The organism is Nonomuraea sp. NPDC050153 (genome assembly GCF_044460125.1).
Classification (GTDB): domain Bacteria; phylum Actinomycetota; class Actinomycetes; order Streptosporangiales; family Streptosporangiaceae; genus Nonomuraea.
In genome coordinates, this window is the sequence record NZ_JBITJQ010000016.1 from 195,540 (window position 1) to 212,659 (window position 17,120).

Annotated in this window: 17 protein-coding genes and 1 pseudogene; 10 read left to right on the plus strand and 8 right to left on the minus strand. The window is 67.5% G+C overall.

Annotation, left to right across the window (positions count from 1 at the left end; all coding sequences use genetic code 11):
- The first annotated feature begins 36 nt into the window (after positions 1–36).
- From ACIBQ1_RS34105 to ACIBQ1_RS34115, 3 genes are all read left to right on the plus strand, one after another.
- A complete protein-coding gene (locus tag ACIBQ1_RS34105; protein WP_397283420.1) occupies positions 37–825 on the plus strand; it encodes an SDR family NAD(P)-dependent oxidoreductase in 789 nt (262 codons plus the stop codon).
- A complete protein-coding gene (locus ACIBQ1_RS34110) occupies positions 750–1,121 on the plus strand; it encodes a thiolase C-terminal domain-containing protein (RefSeq protein WP_397283421.1) in 372 nt (123 codons plus the stop codon). Before ACIBQ1_RS34105 ends, ACIBQ1_RS34110 begins: the two co-directional genes overlap by 76 nt.
- An 86-nt stretch (positions 1,122–1,207) precedes the next feature.
- Positions 1,208–2,986: a PA14 domain-containing protein gene (locus tag ACIBQ1_RS34115; RefSeq protein WP_397283422.1), complete on the plus strand. Its 1,779-nt coding sequence runs from the start codon at positions 1,208–1,210 to the stop codon at positions 2,984–2,986.
- Positions 2,987–3,013: 27 nt separating this feature from the next.
- Here ACIBQ1_RS34115 and ACIBQ1_RS34120 read toward each other — a convergent pair whose 3' ends face one another.
- Positions 3,014–3,586: a TetR/AcrR family transcriptional regulator gene (locus tag ACIBQ1_RS34120; RefSeq protein ID WP_397283423.1), complete on the minus strand. Its 573-nt coding sequence runs from the start codon at positions 3,584–3,586 to the stop codon at positions 3,014–3,016.
- A gap of 83 nt (positions 3,587–3,669) precedes the next feature.
- Here ACIBQ1_RS34120 and ACIBQ1_RS34125 point away from each other — a divergent pair, with 83 nt between their 5' ends.
- Positions 3,670–4,080: an organic hydroperoxide resistance protein gene (locus tag ACIBQ1_RS34125; protein ID WP_397283424.1), complete on the plus strand. Its 411-nt coding sequence runs from the start codon at positions 3,670–3,672 to the stop codon at positions 4,078–4,080.
- On the opposite strand, the gene ACIBQ1_RS34130 is transcribed toward ACIBQ1_RS34125, so the two are convergent.
- Positions 4,070–4,783: a TetR family transcriptional regulator gene (locus ACIBQ1_RS34130; protein ID WP_397283425.1), complete on the minus strand. Its 714-nt coding sequence runs from the start codon at positions 4,781–4,783 to the stop codon at positions 4,070–4,072. The two genes, ACIBQ1_RS34125 and ACIBQ1_RS34130, sit on opposite strands and share 11 nt — an antisense overlap.
- 114 nt (positions 4,784–4,897) lie before the next feature.
- Between ACIBQ1_RS34130 and ACIBQ1_RS34135 the strand changes: the two genes are divergently transcribed.
- The 3 genes from ACIBQ1_RS34135 (at position 4,898) to ACIBQ1_RS34145 (ending at position 7,716) form a co-directional block, all read left to right on the plus strand.
- Positions 4,898–6,067 carry an acyl-CoA dehydrogenase family protein gene (locus ACIBQ1_RS34135; RefSeq protein WP_397283426.1) on the plus strand — a complete coding sequence of 390 codons (1,170 nt, stop codon included), beginning with the start codon at positions 4,898–4,900 and terminating at the stop codon, positions 6,065–6,067.
- A 422-nt stretch (positions 6,068–6,489) separates the two neighbouring features.
- Positions 6,490–6,831 (plus strand): winged helix-turn-helix transcriptional regulator, encoded by a 342-nt coding sequence (locus ACIBQ1_RS34140; RefSeq protein WP_397283427.1) that lies wholly within the window; start codon positions 6,490–6,492, stop codon positions 6,829–6,831.
- 54 nt (positions 6,832–6,885) lie between these two features.
- Positions 6,886–7,716 carry an alpha/beta fold hydrolase gene (locus ACIBQ1_RS34145; protein WP_397283428.1) on the plus strand — a complete coding sequence of 277 codons (831 nt, stop codon included), beginning with the start codon at positions 6,886–6,888 and terminating at the stop codon, positions 7,714–7,716.
- 325 nt (positions 7,717–8,041) lie between these two features.
- Here the strand turns inward: ACIBQ1_RS34145 and ACIBQ1_RS34150 are convergent, their stop codons facing one another.
- Entirely contained in the window at positions 8,042–8,533 is a 492-nt protein-coding gene (locus ACIBQ1_RS34150; protein WP_397283429.1) for a YbaB/EbfC family nucleoid-associated protein, read from the minus strand.
- A gap of 56 nt (positions 8,534–8,589) precedes the next feature.
- Between ACIBQ1_RS34150 and ACIBQ1_RS34155 the strand changes: the two genes are divergently transcribed.
- From ACIBQ1_RS34155 to ACIBQ1_RS34165, 3 genes are all read left to right on the plus strand, one after another.
- Complete coding sequence (locus ACIBQ1_RS34155; protein ID WP_397283430.1) at positions 8,590–8,910, plus strand: hypothetical protein; 321 nt, start codon at positions 8,590–8,592, stop codon at positions 8,908–8,910.
- 20 nt (positions 8,911–8,930) lie between these two features.
- Positions 8,931–9,635 carry a hypothetical protein gene (locus ACIBQ1_RS34160; protein WP_397283431.1) on the plus strand — a complete coding sequence of 235 codons (705 nt, stop codon included), beginning with the start codon at positions 8,931–8,933 and terminating at the stop codon, positions 9,633–9,635.
- 152 nt (positions 9,636–9,787) lie between these two features.
- Positions 9,788–10,636, plus strand: coding sequence for a transposase (locus tag ACIBQ1_RS34165; protein WP_397283432.1), 849 nt, complete (start codon positions 9,788–9,790; stop codon positions 10,634–10,636).
- On the opposite strand, the gene ACIBQ1_RS34170 is transcribed toward ACIBQ1_RS34165, so the two are convergent.
- From ACIBQ1_RS34170 to eccCa, 5 genes and pseudogenes are all read right to left on the minus strand, one after another.
- Complete coding sequence (locus ACIBQ1_RS34170; RefSeq protein WP_397283433.1) at positions 10,570–11,289, minus strand: transposase; 720 nt, start codon at positions 11,287–11,289, stop codon at positions 10,570–10,572. The genes ACIBQ1_RS34165 and ACIBQ1_RS34170 overlap by 67 nt on opposite strands.
- Positions 11,290–11,344: 55 nt before the next feature.
- A pseudogene (locus ACIBQ1_RS34175) lies at positions 11,345–11,509 on the minus strand (hypothetical protein); the annotation flags it as partial.
- 120 nt (positions 11,510–11,629) lie between these two features.
- Positions 11,630–12,757: a transglycosylase SLT domain-containing protein gene (locus ACIBQ1_RS34180; RefSeq protein WP_397283434.1), complete on the minus strand. Its 1,128-nt coding sequence runs from the start codon at positions 12,755–12,757 to the stop codon at positions 11,630–11,632.
- Complete coding sequence (locus tag ACIBQ1_RS34185; RefSeq protein ID WP_397283435.1) at positions 12,754–13,068, minus strand: hypothetical protein; 315 nt, start codon at positions 13,066–13,068, stop codon at positions 12,754–12,756. The genes ACIBQ1_RS34180 and ACIBQ1_RS34185 overlap by 4 nt, the downstream gene beginning before the upstream one ends.
- A gap of 21 nt (positions 13,069–13,089) precedes the next feature.
- Positions 13,090–17,022 (minus strand): type VII secretion protein EccCa, encoded by a 3,933-nt coding sequence (gene eccCa, locus ACIBQ1_RS34190; protein WP_397283436.1) that lies wholly within the window; start codon positions 17,020–17,022, stop codon positions 13,090–13,092.
- Positions 17,023–17,120: the final 98 nt, after the last annotated feature.

The window sequence follows — 17,120 nt, forward strand, 5'->3', positions numbered from 1 at the left end:
ACCAAGTTCTAAAACTTCGGTCGGCAGGAAGGCAGGGTGGCCGTGGGCGTACTCGACGGCAAGGTCGCGCTCGTGACCGGGGCCAGCAGGGGCATCGGCGCCGTCATCGCGGCGGAGTTCGCCGCCGCGGGCGCCCGCGTGGCGGTCGGCGCGCGCACGCTGGAGGCGGGCACGAACCGGCTGCCCGGCACGCTGCGGGAGACGGTCGACGGCATCCGGGCCACGGGCGGGGAGGCGGAGGCCTTCGCCGCCGACCTGTCCGTCCCCGGCGACCGCGAACGGCTCGTCGAGCAGGTGCGCGAGCGCTACGGCGAGGTGGACATCCTGGTCAACAACGCCGCGGTCACCTACTTCACCCCGGTGGCCGACTTCACCGCGCGCCGCTTCGCGCTCATGTTCGAGGTGCAGGTGACCGCGCCGGCGCACCTGGCGCAGCTCGTCATCCCCGGCATGCGGGCGCGCGGGCGCGGCTGGATCCTGAACATCTCCTCCGTCGCGGCCCGGCACCCGCCGATCCCGCCGGGCCCGTACGCGGGGCTGGGCGGGACCGTCTACGGCATGTGCAAGGCGGCGCTCGAACGCTTCAGCACCGGCCTGGCCGCCGAGCTGTACGCCGACGGGATCGCGGTCAACTCCCTCGCCCCGACCGACGTCGTGCCCACCCCGGGCACGCTGTTCCACGGCCTGGTCACCGAGGACGGCCCGGGCACGGAGCCGCCGGAGGTGATGGCCGCCGCCGCGCTGGCCCTGTGCCGGGCCCCGGCGAGCGAGCTGACCGGCCGCGTCGCCTACTCCCAGGAGCTGCTGGCCGAGCTCGCCCGCTGAGAGGAGCCCCATGCCCGCCAAAGCGACGCCGGTGCCGACACCGGAGACGCGACCGTACTTCGAGGCCGCCGCCCGGGGCGAGCTGCGGATCCAGCGCCGAGGCGAACACCAACGGCGGCGGGCTGTCCTACACCCACACCGGCATGTACGGCATGTTCCTCCTCCAGGAGTCGGTGCGGCAGCTGCGCGGGCAGGCCGCCGCGCAGGTGCCGGGCGTCGAGGTCAGCGTGGCGCTGGGCAACGGCGGCATGTTCACGGCCGCGGGCACGCTGGTGCTGAGCAACCGGACCCCGTGAGGCCGCCGCCACTTCGGCGTTCACTCGGTTGTCATCCGTATATGTCATGATCCACGGGTTCTCATGGATCTTGTGACAGGAGAAGGATGACTGCATCAGCGCGCCGCGCGCTCCGGGCCGCTCTCGCGGGCGGCCTGGCCGCGGCCGTGGCGATCTGGCCGGTGGCGGCACCCGCGGAGGCGGCCGTCGCCGCCGCCGTCTCGGTGGACTTCACCAAGCCGGTTCGCACGCTGTCCGCCGGTGACTACGGCGTCGGCATCACCGGGTACGGCGAGGGCTCGTACATCACGAACGACGCCCGGCACCGCGAGAACCTGCGCAACCTCAAAGCGGGCCGGATGCGCATTGAGCTGCACTACCAGGAGCCGGGCAACCACTCCAGCCCCATCGTGTGCGGCGGGTACAAGTGCGACACGACCATCACGGGCGACGCCTGGATCGCGGCCATCCGCGACCTGGGCGCCGAGCCGGTCGTCATCCTCCAGGTGGACGGCCGCCAGACCGCCGAGGTGAACCGGGACGACGCGGTCGCCCTGTACCGGCACTTCGCCGCCTCGGGCACGCCGGTGCGGCGCTTCATCCTGGGCAATGAACTCAACTGCACCTGCACCCCAGAAAAGCCTGAAATGTCGGCATCTGAGTACAGCCGGCGCTTCAACCTGATCACCGACGCTCTCGACGCCGTGGACTCCGCGGTCCGCGTCGGCGGCCCCGCCACGGCCTGGAACGACCTGTCCTACATCAGGACGTTCCTGGAGGGCTCGCGGGACCGGGTCGACTTCCTGGACTACCACGACTACGGCAACGGCACGGACCCGATCAGCGACGAGGACCTCCTGGGCGCCGCGATCCGGAGCTACGAGACGGACCTGAAGGAGGTCGGCGCGCTGGCCGAGTCCGTGCTCGGCCGCAAGATCGACCTCCAGATCGGCGAGTTCAACTCCGACTTCGACGACCCCGACGGCCACCGTACGCTGACCCACTTCAACACGCTGTGGGGCGCCGCGGCGCTGGGCCAGATCCTGCACGCCGGAGCCGCCGCCTACCAGTACGGCGACAAGAACGGCCAGCTCGGCCTGACCAGCACGAAGGGCGAGGGCGGCATCCAGCGCAGCGAGCCGCTGCCCATCTACCACGGCATCGGCATGTTCACCGGCGAGGGCCTGTTCCGCCCGTTCGGGACCACCATGGTGCAGGCGACGGCCGACACCGACCAGCTGTACGCGTTCGCCTCCGACTCGGCCAAGAACGTCGTCCTGGTCAACGTCGGCGCCCAGCCGCTGGAGACCAGCCTCGCGTTCACCGGCCTGACGGCGGGCACGGCCGCGATCTGGCAGAGCACCTCCGACGCGTGGGCCCCGCACCGCACCGGGACGGCCTCCATCGCGGGCGGCGCCGCGACGCTCACGCTCCCGGCCGGCTCGGCCACGACCCTGGTCATCGACCAGCAGGGCCTGTCGGCGACCTACTTCGACAACGCCGACCTGACCGCGCCCAAGCTGACCCGGATCGACCCGGCGGTGGACTTCGACTGGGGCGCCAACGCCCCGGACCCGGCCGTGTCCGCCGACACGTTCAGCGTGCGGTGGACCGGCAAGGTGATCGCCGCGCGCGCCGAGACGTACACGTTCATCACCACGAGCGACGACGGCGTGCGGCTCTGGGTGGACGGCACGCTCCTCGTGGACAACTGGACGGACCACTCCAAGCGCGACGACAGCGGCGACATCGCGCTGAGCGCCGGGGCGCATGACATCAAGATGGAGTTCTACGACAGCGGCTACGACGCCATCGCCCAGCTCCACTGGTCCAGCCCGACCGTGCAGCGGCAGGTCATCCCTGCGGCGAGCCTGCTCGCCGGCTGAGCCGTGAGCCCCGGCCTCGGCCGGGGCTCACCTGGCCAGCACCCTGGTGAGCGCCTCCTGGACGGCGGCGCGCACCGTGGCGGGATCGTCGAGGTCGAAGCCGACCACGAGCCCGTCCCTGAGCACCAGGAGGATGCCGGCGGTCCCGTCCGGGTCGGGGTGGCCGTCGGCGGCCAGGAGGTCGCGGTAGAGGCCGCGGACCCAGCGGCGGTATTCGTTGATGGCCTGCCGAACGGGGTGAGCGGGGTCGGGATACTCGGCCGCCGTGTTGACGAAGGGGCAGCCGCGGTAGTCGGGCCCCGCGCCGAACTCGCACATGAAGGCGAAGAGCTCCATCAGCTTCTCGCGCGGCGAGGTGGCCTTCAGGGCCGCGACCATGGCGCGCTGCCACGCGCTCTGCTGGTTCACGTAGGCGCGGACGAGGTCGTCCTTGCCCGGGAAGTGGTGGTAGAAGGTCGCCTTGGCGACGCCCGCCTCGGCGATGATCCGGTCGATCCCGACCGAGTGGACGCCCTCCGTGTAGAACAGGCGCGTCGCGGTCTCGAGGACGCGCTCGCGCGCCGGGCTGGGGCGACGGCCCTCCAACGTTTCTGCGCTCACCAGTTGACGATACCAGACAGACCTGTCTACTCTCATGCCTAGACGCCAGACAGACAGGTCTGTCTAAACGAAGGGCAACGACCATGAGCATCTACACCGCCATCGCCACCTCCGCCGGCCGCGACGCCCGCGCGGTCTCCTCGGACGGAAGGCTGGACGTCAAGCTGGCCCTGCAGAAGGAGCTGGGCGGCGACGGCGAGGGCACCAACCCCGAGCAGCTCTTCGCCGCCGGCTACGCCGCCTGCTTCGCCTCGGCGATGCGGCTGGTGGGCGCGCAGCAGAAGCTCGACGTCTCGGACGCGTCGGTCACCGCCGAGATCGGCCTGTCGCCCAACGGCAAGGGCGGCTTCCAGCTTGAGGCCACGCTCCGGGTGGAACTGCCCGACTCCATCGCGCCGGAGGCGGCCAAGGAGCTCGTCGAGGCCACGCACCAGGTGTGCCCGTACTCCAACGCCACCCGCGGCAACATCCCCGTCAACCTGGTCATCGAGTAGCCGGATCGTCGGGGCGGAGGGTGACGGCCTCGATCTCCTCGGCGATCTTCCACAGCGGCGTGCGGCGGGTGGTGAGGACGACCATGACCTCGTCGGCGGCGGCCCCGGCGTCGACACCGTCCACCCAGGGGCCGAGGACCCCGGCCACCTCCGAGATCGCCGCCGCGAGCCGCGCCCGTACGTCGCCCTGGCCGCCGGACCGCAGCCAGCCGCGCAGCACGTGGTTGTGCGCGGCCACCACGGCGGCGGAGGCGACCTCGTGGCGCAGCCGGAACTCCGGCCCGCCGCTCTCCGCGCGGCGCCCGTCCAGGTAGCCGACGAAGGCGCGCTGGTAGCGGCTGGTGGCGGCGATCTCCCACTCGCGCAGCGCCGGCACCCGCCGCGTCAGCTCGTACCGCCTGACGGCCGTCTCCGGGTCCTCGGCATACATGTCCAGGACGATCCCGGCCGCGTCCGCTATCACGAGGAGCGGCGAGCGCAGCGGCGAGGCCGACTCGAGGAACTCCGTCACCCGCGACAGGCACGCGTCGTGATCGGGGAGGATCGCGTCCTCCTTCGTGCGGAAGTGCCGGAAGAACGTCCGCCTGGCCACTCCGGCGGCCCTGGCGATCTCGTCCACCGTGGTCGCGTCGAACCCGGCGTCGAGGGACAGGCCGATGGCCGCGGACATCAACTCCCGGCGCGCGTCTCGCCTCGCGGACATCTGCTCCCTTCCGTCCGCCCATGGGGTGATTCACCGTACACCCGCTCTGGCGTACTGTCACTCAGTGCCTTATCTTAAGTCACTGAGTGCCTGTCCTTGAGTTGGGAGAAGCGTATGAGCCTGGCCGGCCACCTGCACGACGTGGCGGAGGAGCACCCCATGCTCCGCGAGGCGATCAGGGCCCTCGCCGAGGAGAAGATCGCGCCGCGCGCCGCCGCCGCGGACGAGAACGAGGAGTTCCCCTGGGAGGTCTACAAGGACCTCGTCGCCGCCGACTTCCACGCGGTTCACATCCCTGAGCAGTACGGGGGCGCGGGGGCGGACGCGCTGGCCACGGTGATCGTGATCGAGGAGGTGGCCCGCGCCTGCGCGTCGTCCTCGCTGATCCCGGCCGTGAACAAGCTGGGCACGGTCCCGCTCCTGCTGTCGGCCTCGCAGGAGCTGAAGTCCCGCTATCTGCCCGCGGTGGCCAGGGGTGAGGCCATGTTCTCCTACGCGCTGTCGGAGCCGGAGGCGGGCTCGGACGCGGCCTCGATGAAGACGCGGGCGGTCCGGGACGGCGACCACTACGTCCTGAACGGCACCAAGATGTGGATCACCAACGCCGGTGTCTCGGAGTACTACACGGTGATGGCGGTGACCGACCCGTCGGCGGGCGCCCGCGGGATCTCCGCCTTCGTCGTGGAGAAGTCCGATGAGGGCGTCTCCTTCGGCCCGAAGGAGAAGAAGCTCGGCATCAAGGGCTCACCCACCCGCCAGGTGATCCTGGAGGACGTCCGCATCCCGGCCGGCCGCATGGTCGGCGCGCCGGGCACCGGCTTCAAGACCGCCCTGGCCACCCTCGACCACACCCGCGTCACCATCGCCGCCCAGGCCCTGGGCATCGCCCAGGGCGCTCTCGACTACGCCATCGGCTATGTCAAGGAGCGCCGCCAGTTCGGCCGCCCGATCGCCGACTTCCAGGGCCTGCAGTTCATGATCGCCGACATGGCCATGAAACTGGAGGCGGCCCGCCAGCTCACGTACGCGGCCGCGGCCATGTCCGAGACGGCCATGCGCGGGACTCCGGTCAAGGACCTGACCTTCTTCTCCAGCGCCGCCAAGTGCGCGGCCTCGGACGCCGCCATGGAGATCACCACGGACGCGGTGCAGTTGCTGGGCGGCTACGGCTACACGCGCGACTACCCGGTGGAGCGCATGATGCGTGACGCCAAGATCACCCAGATCTACGAGGGCACCAACCAGATCCAGCGCCTGGTGATGGCCAGGCAGCTCCTTAAATGAGCCCTGAGCAGCGCAAACGCCCCCGGCAGTGAGATTGGGTGGAGGCTAGTCCGGCAGCCGCCATTCGTACGGCACGACTCCGGTGGTGAAGATCGCGCGGCGGCCGACGCGGTCGGAGACCGACCCGGAAGTGAGACCAGGTACTGGGCGCTCCTCATCACATCGCGTTCGCATCGCCGTCCCTCGGGGGATCAGGCCTTCTTGCCGGCGGTGGCTGGTTTGTGCGGCTCACCGCTCCAGCTGAGCCGGGAGTGCTGGTGGCGGATCCACTTGGCAGCGCGATGCCCTGCCGGGTGGCCCACCGCCTGGAACGCCGCTTTCGGTCATCAGCATCATCCCGGCCGAGGACGAATGTGACCCTTCCGCGTTGCCGCCGCCTCGCTAGATCGGTAGCATCTTGAAACCGAACGAGAGGGTGTGGCATGGTGCGACGAACGCGTCTGGACGGCGACACCTGCCCCGTCGCCCGGGCGCTGGACGTGATCGGCGACTGGTGGTCGCTTCTGATCGTCCGTGCGGCGCTTGACGGGGATCGCCGATTCAGCGAGTTCCATCGGACGCTCGGTGTGGCCAAGAACATCCTCGCCGCACGTCTGCGCACTCTTGTCGACGCCGGGATCCTGAAGATCGTGCCGGCTCCCAGCGGTGGAGCTCACCACGAGTACGTGCTCACGCGGAGAGGTGAGGCTCTGCGCACGGTGATCGCGGCGTTGCGGGAGTGGGGAGAGGAGAATGCGCCCGCGATCAGTGGACCACGTATGTAGCCGACGCCTGTGGCGGCCTTTCGTTCACCTGTCCCGCAGCAATAGGAGGACCGTGTGCCGCAGTCAATGATCGTGGTAGGCCCATTGCGTTTTGACGCGCTGATGGATGGTCCACCGGATGGAGAGCTGGTCATCCTCCTTCACGGTTTCCCGGAGAGCTCCTTGCAGTGGGTGGCACACGTCGCAGCGCTGGCCGAGTCGGGATACCGCGCGGTGGCCGTGGACCAGCGCGGGTACTCACCCGGCGCACGTCCGGCCGAGGTGGAGGCCTATCGAATGCCGTACCTGGTGCAGGACGTGCTGGATGTGGCAGATGCGCTGGGCGCTGATCGTTTCCATCTCGTCGGGCATGACTGGGGTGGCTCTGTTGCATGGTGCACCGCGTTCGCCCATCCCGAAAGGGTGGCGACGCTCACCTCGTTCTCCACTCCCCATCCGCGTGCATTCGCCGATGCGGTGCGGGAAGGAGCGCAGGCGGTGCCGGACTACCACGGGACGTTCACCCCTGAGGGAGCGGAGGCGATGCTGCGCGATGATCTCGCGTGGATCCGGAATTCGTTGGGATCGGCGATCTCGGCGGCCCATGTGCAGGAGTATCTGAGGCGGCTCAGCCATCCTGAGGCGCTGAAGGCCGCATTGAGCTGGTTCGCCGCCAAAGCGCCGGCGGACGTGGCGATCGGTCCGGTGGGGGTGCCGAGTCTGTATGTGTGGAGCGACGGTGACCCGGTGGTTCAGCGCCGCACTGCTGACCTCACCGCGAAATGGGTGTCCGGCCCGTACCGATTCGTGGCCTTGGAGGGGGTCGGTCACTGGATTTCGGAGGAGGCGCCCGAGCTCACCTCGCGGCAGGTGGTGGAGCATCTGCGAGCCTATGCCGGCCTCTGAGATGCGGCCGCGGAGCCGGCTCATTCTTTAGCGTCGATGACCGTGCCTTGTCTGCTGCTCTGTGCGAGAGCTTGGCGGCGAAGGACGCGAGGGCTAATGCTGTATGGGGTGGGAACGTCGCGGCTGCACTTCACGCCGTTCCTGAACCCAGCGGGTGCCGATCGCCCGATTCCGTCCGACCGTGTGGTGGGTTCAGGAGGCTCTCCGCCGCCGTCCGAAGATCCGCAACCTCGGCCTGGCCCGCAAGATTGTCGGCGCTTGAATCAGCCGAGTTTCGCCGAGGCACCGACCCCCAGCGCCCCTATTTCGCTGTCTTTGCGGACAGTCACTCCCCTCGGCCGCGTCGGCTTTGGCGCATGCGGTCAAGCCGTCCGTGAGTTTCCGCCGTGTAGGCGTTCTGTACTTCCGTCAGATCGCGCTGGAAGGCGTCCAGCAGACTCTCGCCGTCCGGCAGAAACGAGAGCAGCGCCTGGGCTTGACGCTCGTGGTCGACCTGCGCCGCGGTCACGGCTTCGATCACCTCGCGGCTCAGTTCGTGGTTGCCGAGCTTCATCGCTCGCGGACTGATGACCAGCTCGACGAGCCTGCTGTCGGCGGTCACGCGCGCCGAGACCACTCCGCTCCCGCTATCTCCGCTCCCGCTCAGTCGGCGTAGGTCCTGCATGGCCTGTCCGAGCTCGCGCATCGAACGCTCGCTCTCCTGCACCAACGTGTCCAACTCGGAGAGTTGCGTGTCGTCCGCATCCATGAGGGTTACGCCATCGCTCTTCGGTGAACCGAGGCAGAGCGCCAGCTGGCCGGACGAGGAATTGATCATGAATCGGCCACGAGGCGGTACCCGAAACACCGATGAGTCCATAAAGATCCACACGTATGAACACGGATGCCGTCCCAGGACGCGACCTCTATGTCACCTCCACCGCGATCGCCGCCCTGCGCGGGCGGGTCGATGGCGAGATCAAGGTGGCCCTCACCTTTGTCAAAGACCTCGTCGACGCGACGAGTGTGGCCTCACCGGGCTTCGGCATTCTCGGTGACGCGGTGATAGGCGGCACCTATGAAGACATCCGTCAGTGGGCGGAAATGCAGCTCGGCAGGGCCGAGACCGTCTGCGACGGATGGAGCGCAGCGCTGGCTCAAGCCGAGGCCAACTGGCGGGCCGCAGAAGACGCCAGCAAGGTGCGGTACGTCTGATGGCTCCCACAGGCCCACAGGTGATGGCCAAGCTCAATCGGTTGGGCAAGATTTCGATCTGGGTAGCACCGGCTGTGGCCATTGCGGGCACAGCCATCGCGAATGAGCCCGGCATGGCGCAGGCGGCGTCCAACTGGAAGCACGGCATCTCCGGGCGCCTGGACGACGGGGTCAAACAGTTGCTGGCGCAGGTGGTCACCACCTCGCGCGATGGTTGGGTCGCGCGCGATCAGCAGGAGTTCGAGAGAGTCGTGTGGTTGCTCCACCGGGAGATCGGTGTACTGCGCGGGGTCCTGGGCGACGTTGGCGGCATGATGGACGAGATCGCCGCCGGATACCGCAGCTATTGGCTCAAGGTCGGCAGCCTCGCCGCGAGCACGTTCACCTTGCTGCTGTTCGCCAAGAGGCTGCAGAGTAGTCCACATACCTCGCTCTATGGCGGATTGCTGGAGAAGTTCGTCGCCTCCGGGCTCAATGGTGCGGTGGCCGTGCTCACGCTGACGCTGGTGTCCGGCTTGCGAGGCGTGGGCGAAGTCATGGCGACGGCGACCAAGAAGAACCATCAATTCGCCTATGTGGCCCCCTCGGGCGAGGGGCGGATCGACTTCACCCAGGCCACCATCGACGTGGAGTCCTTCCCGCCGTTCCAGGCGCCCGTCACATCAGGGGAGTTGCCTGCGGGCGCCGACGACTTCGACTGGACGGAACCGGGCGCCAAGGGCTGATGGGCGGCGACTGCCGCCCGAGCGAATGCCAGTGCTGTAGCAGCTTGGGTTTGCCCCGTTTCGAGGTGACACGCCGATCAAGGTCCCACCTCAGTCGGTGTGATCGCTTCAGACCCTGCTCGTGGCCGAACGGGTTGGTGTACGTGAGATTGATGACGACGAGGGGAAACCGGCTGCTGCGCATCATTCGGCGTGGCAGCGGGTCGGTGGTGACCTGGCGGCGGGCGCAGATGGTGCTGCTGGCGGCCCAGGGCATGTCTGTTGCGAAGATCGCGCAGGTGGCGTTCACCAGTGAAGACCGGGTCCGGGATGTGATCCACAACTTCAACGCCGACGGGTTCGACTCCCTGTATCCCAAGTACAAGGGCGGCCGGTCGCCGACGTTCACGCTGCCGCAACGCCGCGAGATCAAGAAGATCGCCAAGTCCAAACCGGCTGAGCACGGGTTGCCGTTCGTTCGCTCAACAGGCGCTCCACAAATTCTCAACATCGGCCTGGCTACCTTCGCGGTGTCCAGTACGACGAGCACCAAGGAGAACCCGATGCGAACGCTCAACACGATGGTCCTCGGGGCGGCGGTCGCCGCCGCGGCTCTGACCGCGGGCGCCCCCGCGCAGGCCTCCGTCCAGACCAGCGCCCAGACCTCCCCCACCACCGTCGCCACGGCCGCCGCGGCGGCCAGCTCGACGGCGATGTCCTGCCGTGAGGTGCGTGTGTACCGTCCGGAGATGCGCAAGGGACACGTGGCCGCGACCGGCTGGGCGATAGGCTGCTCCCGCAACCAGCGCATCAAGATCATGCTTCAGCGCAAGCGCTGGTGGGGCTGGCAGAACATCTCCAGCGCCTCCTGGTACGGGGCCGGCAAGAAGACGTTGTACAAGGGCTGCAAGCGGGGGACCATCTTCACCTACCGCCTGCAGGGCCAGGTCAGCTACTACGCAGGAAGCAAGTACGTCGTCCACAACGGCTGGAGCCCCAAGCTGCGCGCGAAGTGCCCGTGACGCGCTCCGTCCGCCACCCCGTGGGGTGACCATCCAGCTAGTGCCGCGTCGCTCTTGACGATCCTGCGTAGGCGGGGGTTGTCGGTGTTGCGGTTTCGCCAGGCGATGTAGCGGCGGATCATGCTGCCCTGCTCGCGGTGGCCGGCGTGGTCGGTGCCGTTGAGGGTGAACTCGCGCGGTGAACTGGGCCTCGATTCGCCAAGCAACAGCGTCGCGACCATGCGCGTAGCCGCACGGTCGGGACGGCTGGAATCCCCCGGATTCATCCGTGGGGAGCGCTTCAAGCGGTTCAGGTAGGAGGAGTTGGTGGGCGTGTAGGCGATCTCGACGTTGTTGGCCTCCGCCCACTGCCCGACTCGCTGGTCCTTCTTGGTGGTCAGGTGCGGGCTGAAGTTGTCGCAGACGATGGCGATGCGGACCTCGGGCGGGTAGAGACTGCGCAGGTAGCGGCAGAACTCCAGGAACTCGCCGCGCCGCTTGCGCTTCTTGATGTGCCCGTACATCTTGTCCTTGCCCAGGTCCAGGGCGGCGAATAAGTGGCGCACGCCCTGGGTGCGGGTGTAGGTGGCGCGCATCCGCGGGCGAGGGTCCCGCTCGGGGTCCTTGCCCTTTCCGCCGATGCCGGTCCACTGCCTGCCGGGGCGGGGCTGCACGGCCGCCCTTGTACTTGGGATACAGGGAGTCGAACCCGTCGGCGTTGAAGTTGTGGATCACATCCCGGACCCGGTCTTCACTGGTGAACGCCACCTGCGCGATCTTCGCAACAGACATGCCCTGGGCCGCCAGCAGCACCATCTGCGCCCGCCGCCAGGTCACCACCGACCCGCTGCCACGCCGAATGATGCGCAGCAGCCGGTTTCCCCTCGCCGTCATCAATCTCGCGTACACCAACCCGTTCGGCCACGAGCAGGGTCTGAAGCGATCACACCGACTGAGGTGGGACCTTGATCGGCGTGTCACCTCGAAACGGGGCAAACCCAAACTGCTACAGCACTAGTAGGGCCGGTAGCCGCCACCCCGCTCCAAGGACGAGATGCCAGGGTGGCCGCCCAGGTTGCCGTAGCGGCTGTAGGTGTACAGGACACCCGCGATGATGTTGTCCACCGGATCCAGGATCTTGCCATGACCGGGCAGGGCGTGCGCGTTGAACGTCGGCGGGATGGTCTGCATCAGTCCCTGGGACGGCACGCCTTTCTGGGCGTTGATGTCCCAGGTGTTGATGGCGCCGGGGTTGCCGCCGGATTCGTGATAGATGATCGCCCAGATGCGTTGGACGTCGTTGGGGTCGTTGGCATCGAGATCGCTGACGTCGATGGCACGTTCGCGCATGGTGTCCGCCATCTCGGGAGACTTGATGATCGCCAGCGCCTGCTTGATCCACTCGACGACCTCGGCCTTGGGCGCGGGGGTGCCGCCGCCCGATGAGACTCCGCCGCCAGATCCAGATCCACCGCCGGCCGATTGCGTTTGCTCCTGAACAGGCGTCTTGGTCCAGACGACCTTCTCCTCACCCGGAACGAAGTCCGGTCCGCCGGGAGAGGGAATATTGGTGAAGAAGCCTAACCCGGCATCCAGGTGGCTCTTCAATGTGTCCCTGGCGGCGACCACCGCGTCCTCGGCCGTTTTGACGTGACTCTTCGCCAGTTCGATATTGCCGTTCATGAGGCTGATCATGCCGGGGTCGGCGCTCAGCGCCGCCACCGCCGCGGCGTAGTCCTTGTCGGGATTTTTGACGAGGTAATCCTTAATGTGCGTGACCGCGCTCGCAAGCGCCTGACGGCACAGCGCCTCGACATTGTTGTGAGCGTTCTCCATTGTATTGGCGAGGTTGGTGAGCGCTTCTGCGCCGGCACGAACGGCGGTGTTGAAATCCTCGCCCGCTTTAGGATATAGGCGCATGTGCCGATCGAAGGCGTCCGCCGAATCTCCCTCCCACTTCAGGTCCACATCGTTGACGTATCTGATGAGTTCGGCGGTGGTCTTCGCCGGCTGGAACGAGCACGCTCGCCATGCCGAGGCGATGTCCCTGATGCCCTGAGGGACGCCTATCACCTTCTGGAGCAGGCCCGACAGCACATCGCCGCCGGGGAGGCTGGTGATGTCGGGCGCGTCGAGGCTCATGCGCCGGATGCCGTTGCGGCCGTGCGGAGATTGGTCTCGACATCGTTGAGCGCCCCCTCCACCTCCGTCAGTTTCAGCCGGCCGCTCTGTATTTCAGCTCGGATGGCGGCCCAGGTCGCGTCCATCTGCACGGTCAACTCGTGAACGTTGTTGAGCATGCCGAAGAGTGTTGCGTCCGTACGCTCGGCGGGGGCCTTCGACTTACTGTCCTTGAGAATGTCGTCAAGGTTGAACTCCTGGGACGCGGCGTGGACTCGCGTCCTGCACTCGTCGAATGCCGTGTAGGAGACATCTACGAATCTTTTGGTCATGAAAATGGAGCATACTGGATATCAATGAGTTTGGTCAGAGCCATTTTCGGCCGTTTCCAGGGATGCCGTCTGAATGAGCCGGTCTCCGGATTTCCTGTCCACATAGAAACCTCGGCCGGGAGGAAGGGGTTGTGGCCGGGTCTTGCCGAACAGTACGCCTTCCTCCCGGTTTCCGGACATGATCAGTGCTGGGCTCGCCATCTCCTTGAGCCGTTGCACCGCGTGGTCGTACATCGCGCGGTTGGCGCCGCCCATCTGGCGGGCCATGATCACGTGCAGGCCGATGTCACGAGCCTGCGGTAGTAGCTCGGCCAGCGGTTGCAGGGGGTTGTTCGTCGTGGCCACCAGGTCGTAGTCGTCCACCACGACATAGAGATCGGACCCTTGCCACCAGTTGCGCTGACGAAGCTGATCAGGAGTGAGATCAGCCGCTGGAAGACGCTTGAGCAGGGCCGTGCGGACCTCCTGCATCAACTCGGCGGCTGCCACGCTGGCCACGGCATAGCCGATGCGGTGCTCGGTGGCCGCGGTGTCCAGCAGGGACCGGCGGTAGTCGATCACGACCATTCTGGCTTCCTTGGGTGTCTGGCGCGCCACGATGCCTTCCATGATCAGCTTGAGCACGTTCGACTTGCCGCATCCGGTGTCGCCGAAGACGATGAAGTGCGGGTCGGCTTCGAAGTCGAGCGCGACAGGTGAGAGCGTCGCCTCGTCGATGCCGATCGCGATGCGGTGTTTGCCGGTCTGTTCCGGCCCCGGCATGTCGGTTGCGGGGAGCAGAGGCGGCAGCAGCCGCACGGGAGGGGCGACGGGTCCTTGCCACGCGGTCTTGACGCTCTCCACGAGGGCACGCATCCCGTCGGCGAGGTCATTGGCGCTGCGCAGCCCGTCGATTCGAGGAAGGGCCGACAAGAAATGCATGCCGTCCTTGGTGAGCCCGCGTCCTGGGGCGCCTTCGGGCACCGAGGTCGAGGCATTGCGCCCGATTTCCGACTCGTAGGCGTCGCCGAGCTTGAGTTCGATCTTGGTGCCGAACAGATCGCGAATGGCCGGTCGGAACTCCGACCACTTGTTCGTGGTCGCCATGACGTGGATGCCGTAGCCGAGCCCGCGGACCGCGAGGTTGGTGATCACCTGTTCCAGGGCCTCGTGCTCCTGCCGGATCGTCAGCCAGCCGTCCACGACCAGGAACACATCTCCCCAGCCGTCGCCTTGGACGCTGCCATCAGCCAGTCGCGTGCGGTAGGTGGCGATGGAGTCGATGCTGTGCTGCGCGAAGTCCTGTTCGCGTTGCTGGAGGATGGCCGAGATCTCGGCGACCGTACGGCGGATCTTTTCCGCGTTCTGCCGGTTGGCCACGCCACCCACGTGCGGGAGGTCCTCCAACGCCGACAACGCGCCGCCACCGAAGTCCAGACAGTAGAACTGCACCTCACGGGGCGTATGCGTGAGAGCCATGCTGCTGATCAGTGTGCGGAGCACGGTGCTCTTGCCGCTCTGCGTGCCGCCGGCGATGCCGACGTGCCCGGCGGCGCCCGACAGGTTCAGCCAGTACGCGTCGCGGCGCTGGTCGAAGGGCCGGTCGATGATGCCTATAACGGCGTGCAGCCGCCCCCTGCCGTTCCAGTCCGAGGTGGAGAGCCCGAGCTGCGGGGTCACTGACAGTCGGGGAAGCAGGTCGGTGAGGGTCGGCGGCTCTCCCAGTGGCGGCAGCCAGATGCGATGCGCGGCGGGGCCCCGCCCCTGCAACCGGCCGACCACGATGTCGAGCAGACTGGGCTGAGGTCCCTTTTCCTCCGCCTCCGCGGGCGTCTTCGCCGACGGCTTCTCGACGACGGGCAGCGGGACGTAGTGCGGCCCGTACTCGACGATCTCACGTGCCGCAGGCTTGCCGTCCTCCGTCACCCGCCTGGCGTCCGCTTGGAAGGCACCGGAGACATAGGCGGCCTTGAACCGGGTCATGCCGCTGGTGTCGAACTTGAGATAGCCGTTGCCCGGCGCCGAGGGCAGTTCGTAGGCGTCGGCCACGCCCAGGACGGCGCGGCTCTCCATGGCCGAGAACGTGCGCAGGCCGATCCGGTACGACAGGTGGGTGTCGAGCCCGCGCAGCCTGCTCTCGTCCAGCCGCTGGGAGGCCAGCAGCAGGTGCACGCCGAGCGAGCGGCCGAGCCTGCCGATCATCACGAACAGGTCGATGAACTCGGGCTTGGTGGACAGCAGTTCGCTGAACTCGTCGAGCACGACGAAGAGCGTGGGCAGCGGCTTCAGCTCGGCGCCATGTTCGCGGGCGCGCTCGTAGTCACGAAGGGAGGCGTAGTTGCCGGCCGATCGCAGGAGTTCCTGCCGCCGCACCATCTCGCCCTGCAGGGCGTCGTGCATGCGGTCGACCAGGGGCAGCTCGTCCTCCAGGTTGGTGATGACCGCCGAGACGTGGGGGAGGGAGTCGAGGCCGAGGAAGGTCGCGCCGCCCTTGAAGTCGACCAGGACGAAGTTGAGGATCTCCGAGGAGTGGGTGATGGCCAGGCCGAGCACCAGTGTGCGCAGTAGCTCCGACTTCCCTGAGCCGGTGGCTCCGATCAGCAGGCCATGCGGCCCCATGCCGCCCTGCGCCGACTCCTTGATGTCGAGTTCGACCATGCGGCCGTCGGCACTCAGCCCGATCGGCACGCGAAGCTTGTTACGGCCTGCCCGCGGCCGCCAGGTGATCGCCGAGTCCAGCCGTCGAGGGTCACTGATGCCCAGCAGGTCGGCGAGCGTGGTGTTGATCGAGAGCGCATCCTCGCCGTCTCCGCCGCTCGTGGAAGAGGCTCGGAGCGGGGACAGCTGCCGGGCCAGGCCTTCCATTGACACGATGGAGAGTCTGTCCGGCGCGCCCAGCCGCGACTTGCGCTCCTTGCCCGCGTGGTCGATCTTCACCATGTGCAGGTCGTCCGGTTGGACGTCGAGCCGTAGCGTGCTGCCCTCCTCCACCGCGCCCGTGGAGCCGGTGAGATCGATGACGGTCACGCCCTGAATGGCGTCGCTGCCGAGTTGCGAGTCATGCGGCATATGGCCGCCGTCTACGATCACCACGTGGTATGGCAGTGCGTCGGCAGGTGAACCCGGCTGAAACCTCGGACGCTCCTTGAGCTCGCCCCCGACGAGGCGGTCCAAGTCTCCGAGGTTCTCGGCCATCAAGCGTACGGGCCCCGCCATGTCCATCGCGTCGGGATGCTGGGCATGCGGGAGCCATTTGGCCCACTCCCAGTGCGGCATGCGCTCGGGAGCTGCGCAGACCATGACGCGCATGTCGTCGGGGGAGTGGAAGGCGACCACCTGGCCGATCAAGGCCCGCACGAGGTCTCGTATGGCGGTGAGGTCACCGCTGAGCCGGATGCGCGCGAAGGAGGACAGAGCGACGGACATGGGCAGCCGGGAGACTGTCGAATGGGCACGCATGAATCTCCGCAACGCACCGGACGCCAGCGCGTCCAGATCCTCCACCGGCTTGGAGTCCGGGGGGATCAGCTGGACGGCCAGCTTCTGCACGCCGGTGCCGAGCCGGATCGTGCTGAAATCGTCATCTCGTGGCCGGCGTTCCCACAAGCGCGGGCCCATGGCGATCCACCACAACGATCCCGGCTCGGGCCCTCTCCACTCCAGGGCCTCGCGCTGCTGCTTGGCGGTGCGCCTGGCGTTCTTGCGGACCTGTCCGAGGTAGCGGAAGTAGTCGCGGCGAGCGCCGTTCAGCCGATACCTTCGCTCGCCCGCTTGGCGTCCCATCTGGCCGATCGTCATGCCGAGCATGGAGACGGCGAACAGGCCACTGGCCACGTACATGATCGGGCTGGAATTACCGTTCGAGGTAAACATTAATGCCATTGCGGCCGCCCCGGCCAGCATGGGCAGATAGGTGAGAACCAACATGAAACCTTGGCCTTGGACCTCCGGAATTTCCGGCGGAGACTCTAGCATGACTTCTCCGCGAGGTGGCTTTGGGCCCGGGCGGCGCTCGGGGCGCCGAACAACCACTTTACTCACGCGACGTTCTTACCAGATACAACCCGCTATGT

What these genes read in the sequence shown, in the direction of transcription:
- ACIBQ1_RS34115 (WP_397283422.1), top strand. Translation starts at nt 1,208, where the DNA reads ATGACTGCATCAGCGCGCCGCGCGCTCCGGGCCGCTCTCGCGGGCGGC.
- ACIBQ1_RS34125 (WP_397283424.1), top strand. Translation starts at nt 3,670, where the DNA reads ATGAGCATCTACACCGCCATCGCCACCTCCGCCGGCCGCGACGCCCGC.
- ACIBQ1_RS34130 (WP_397283425.1), bottom strand. Translation starts at nt 4,783, where the DNA reads ATGTCCGCGAGGCGAGACGCGCGCCGGGAGTTGATGTCCGCGGCCATC.
- ACIBQ1_RS34135 (WP_397283426.1), top strand. Translation starts at nt 4,898, where the DNA reads ATGAGCCTGGCCGGCCACCTGCACGACGTGGCGGAGGAGCACCCCATG.
- ACIBQ1_RS34140 (WP_397283427.1), top strand. Translation starts at nt 6,490, where the DNA reads ATGGTGCGACGAACGCGTCTGGACGGCGACACCTGCCCCGTCGCCCGG.
- ACIBQ1_RS34150 (WP_397283429.1), bottom strand. Translation starts at nt 8,533, where the DNA reads ATGATCAATTCCTCGTCCGGCCAGCTGGCGCTCTGCCTCGGTTCACCG.
- ACIBQ1_RS34155 (WP_397283430.1), top strand. Translation starts at nt 8,590, where the DNA reads ATGAACACGGATGCCGTCCCAGGACGCGACCTCTATGTCACCTCCACC.
- ACIBQ1_RS34165 (WP_397283432.1), top strand. Translation starts at nt 9,788, where the DNA reads ATGACGACGAGGGGAAACCGGCTGCTGCGCATCATTCGGCGTGGCAGC.
- ACIBQ1_RS34180 (WP_397283434.1), bottom strand. Translation starts at nt 12,757, where the DNA reads ATGAGCCTCGACGCGCCCGACATCACCAGCCTCCCCGGCGGCGATGTG.
- ACIBQ1_RS34185 (WP_397283435.1), bottom strand. Translation starts at nt 13,068, where the DNA reads ATGACCAAAAGATTCGTAGATGTCTCCTACACGGCATTCGACGAGTGC.
- eccCa (WP_397283436.1), bottom strand. Translation starts at nt 17,022, where the DNA reads ATGCTAGAGTCTCCGCCGGAAATTCCGGAGGTCCAAGGCCAAGGTTTC.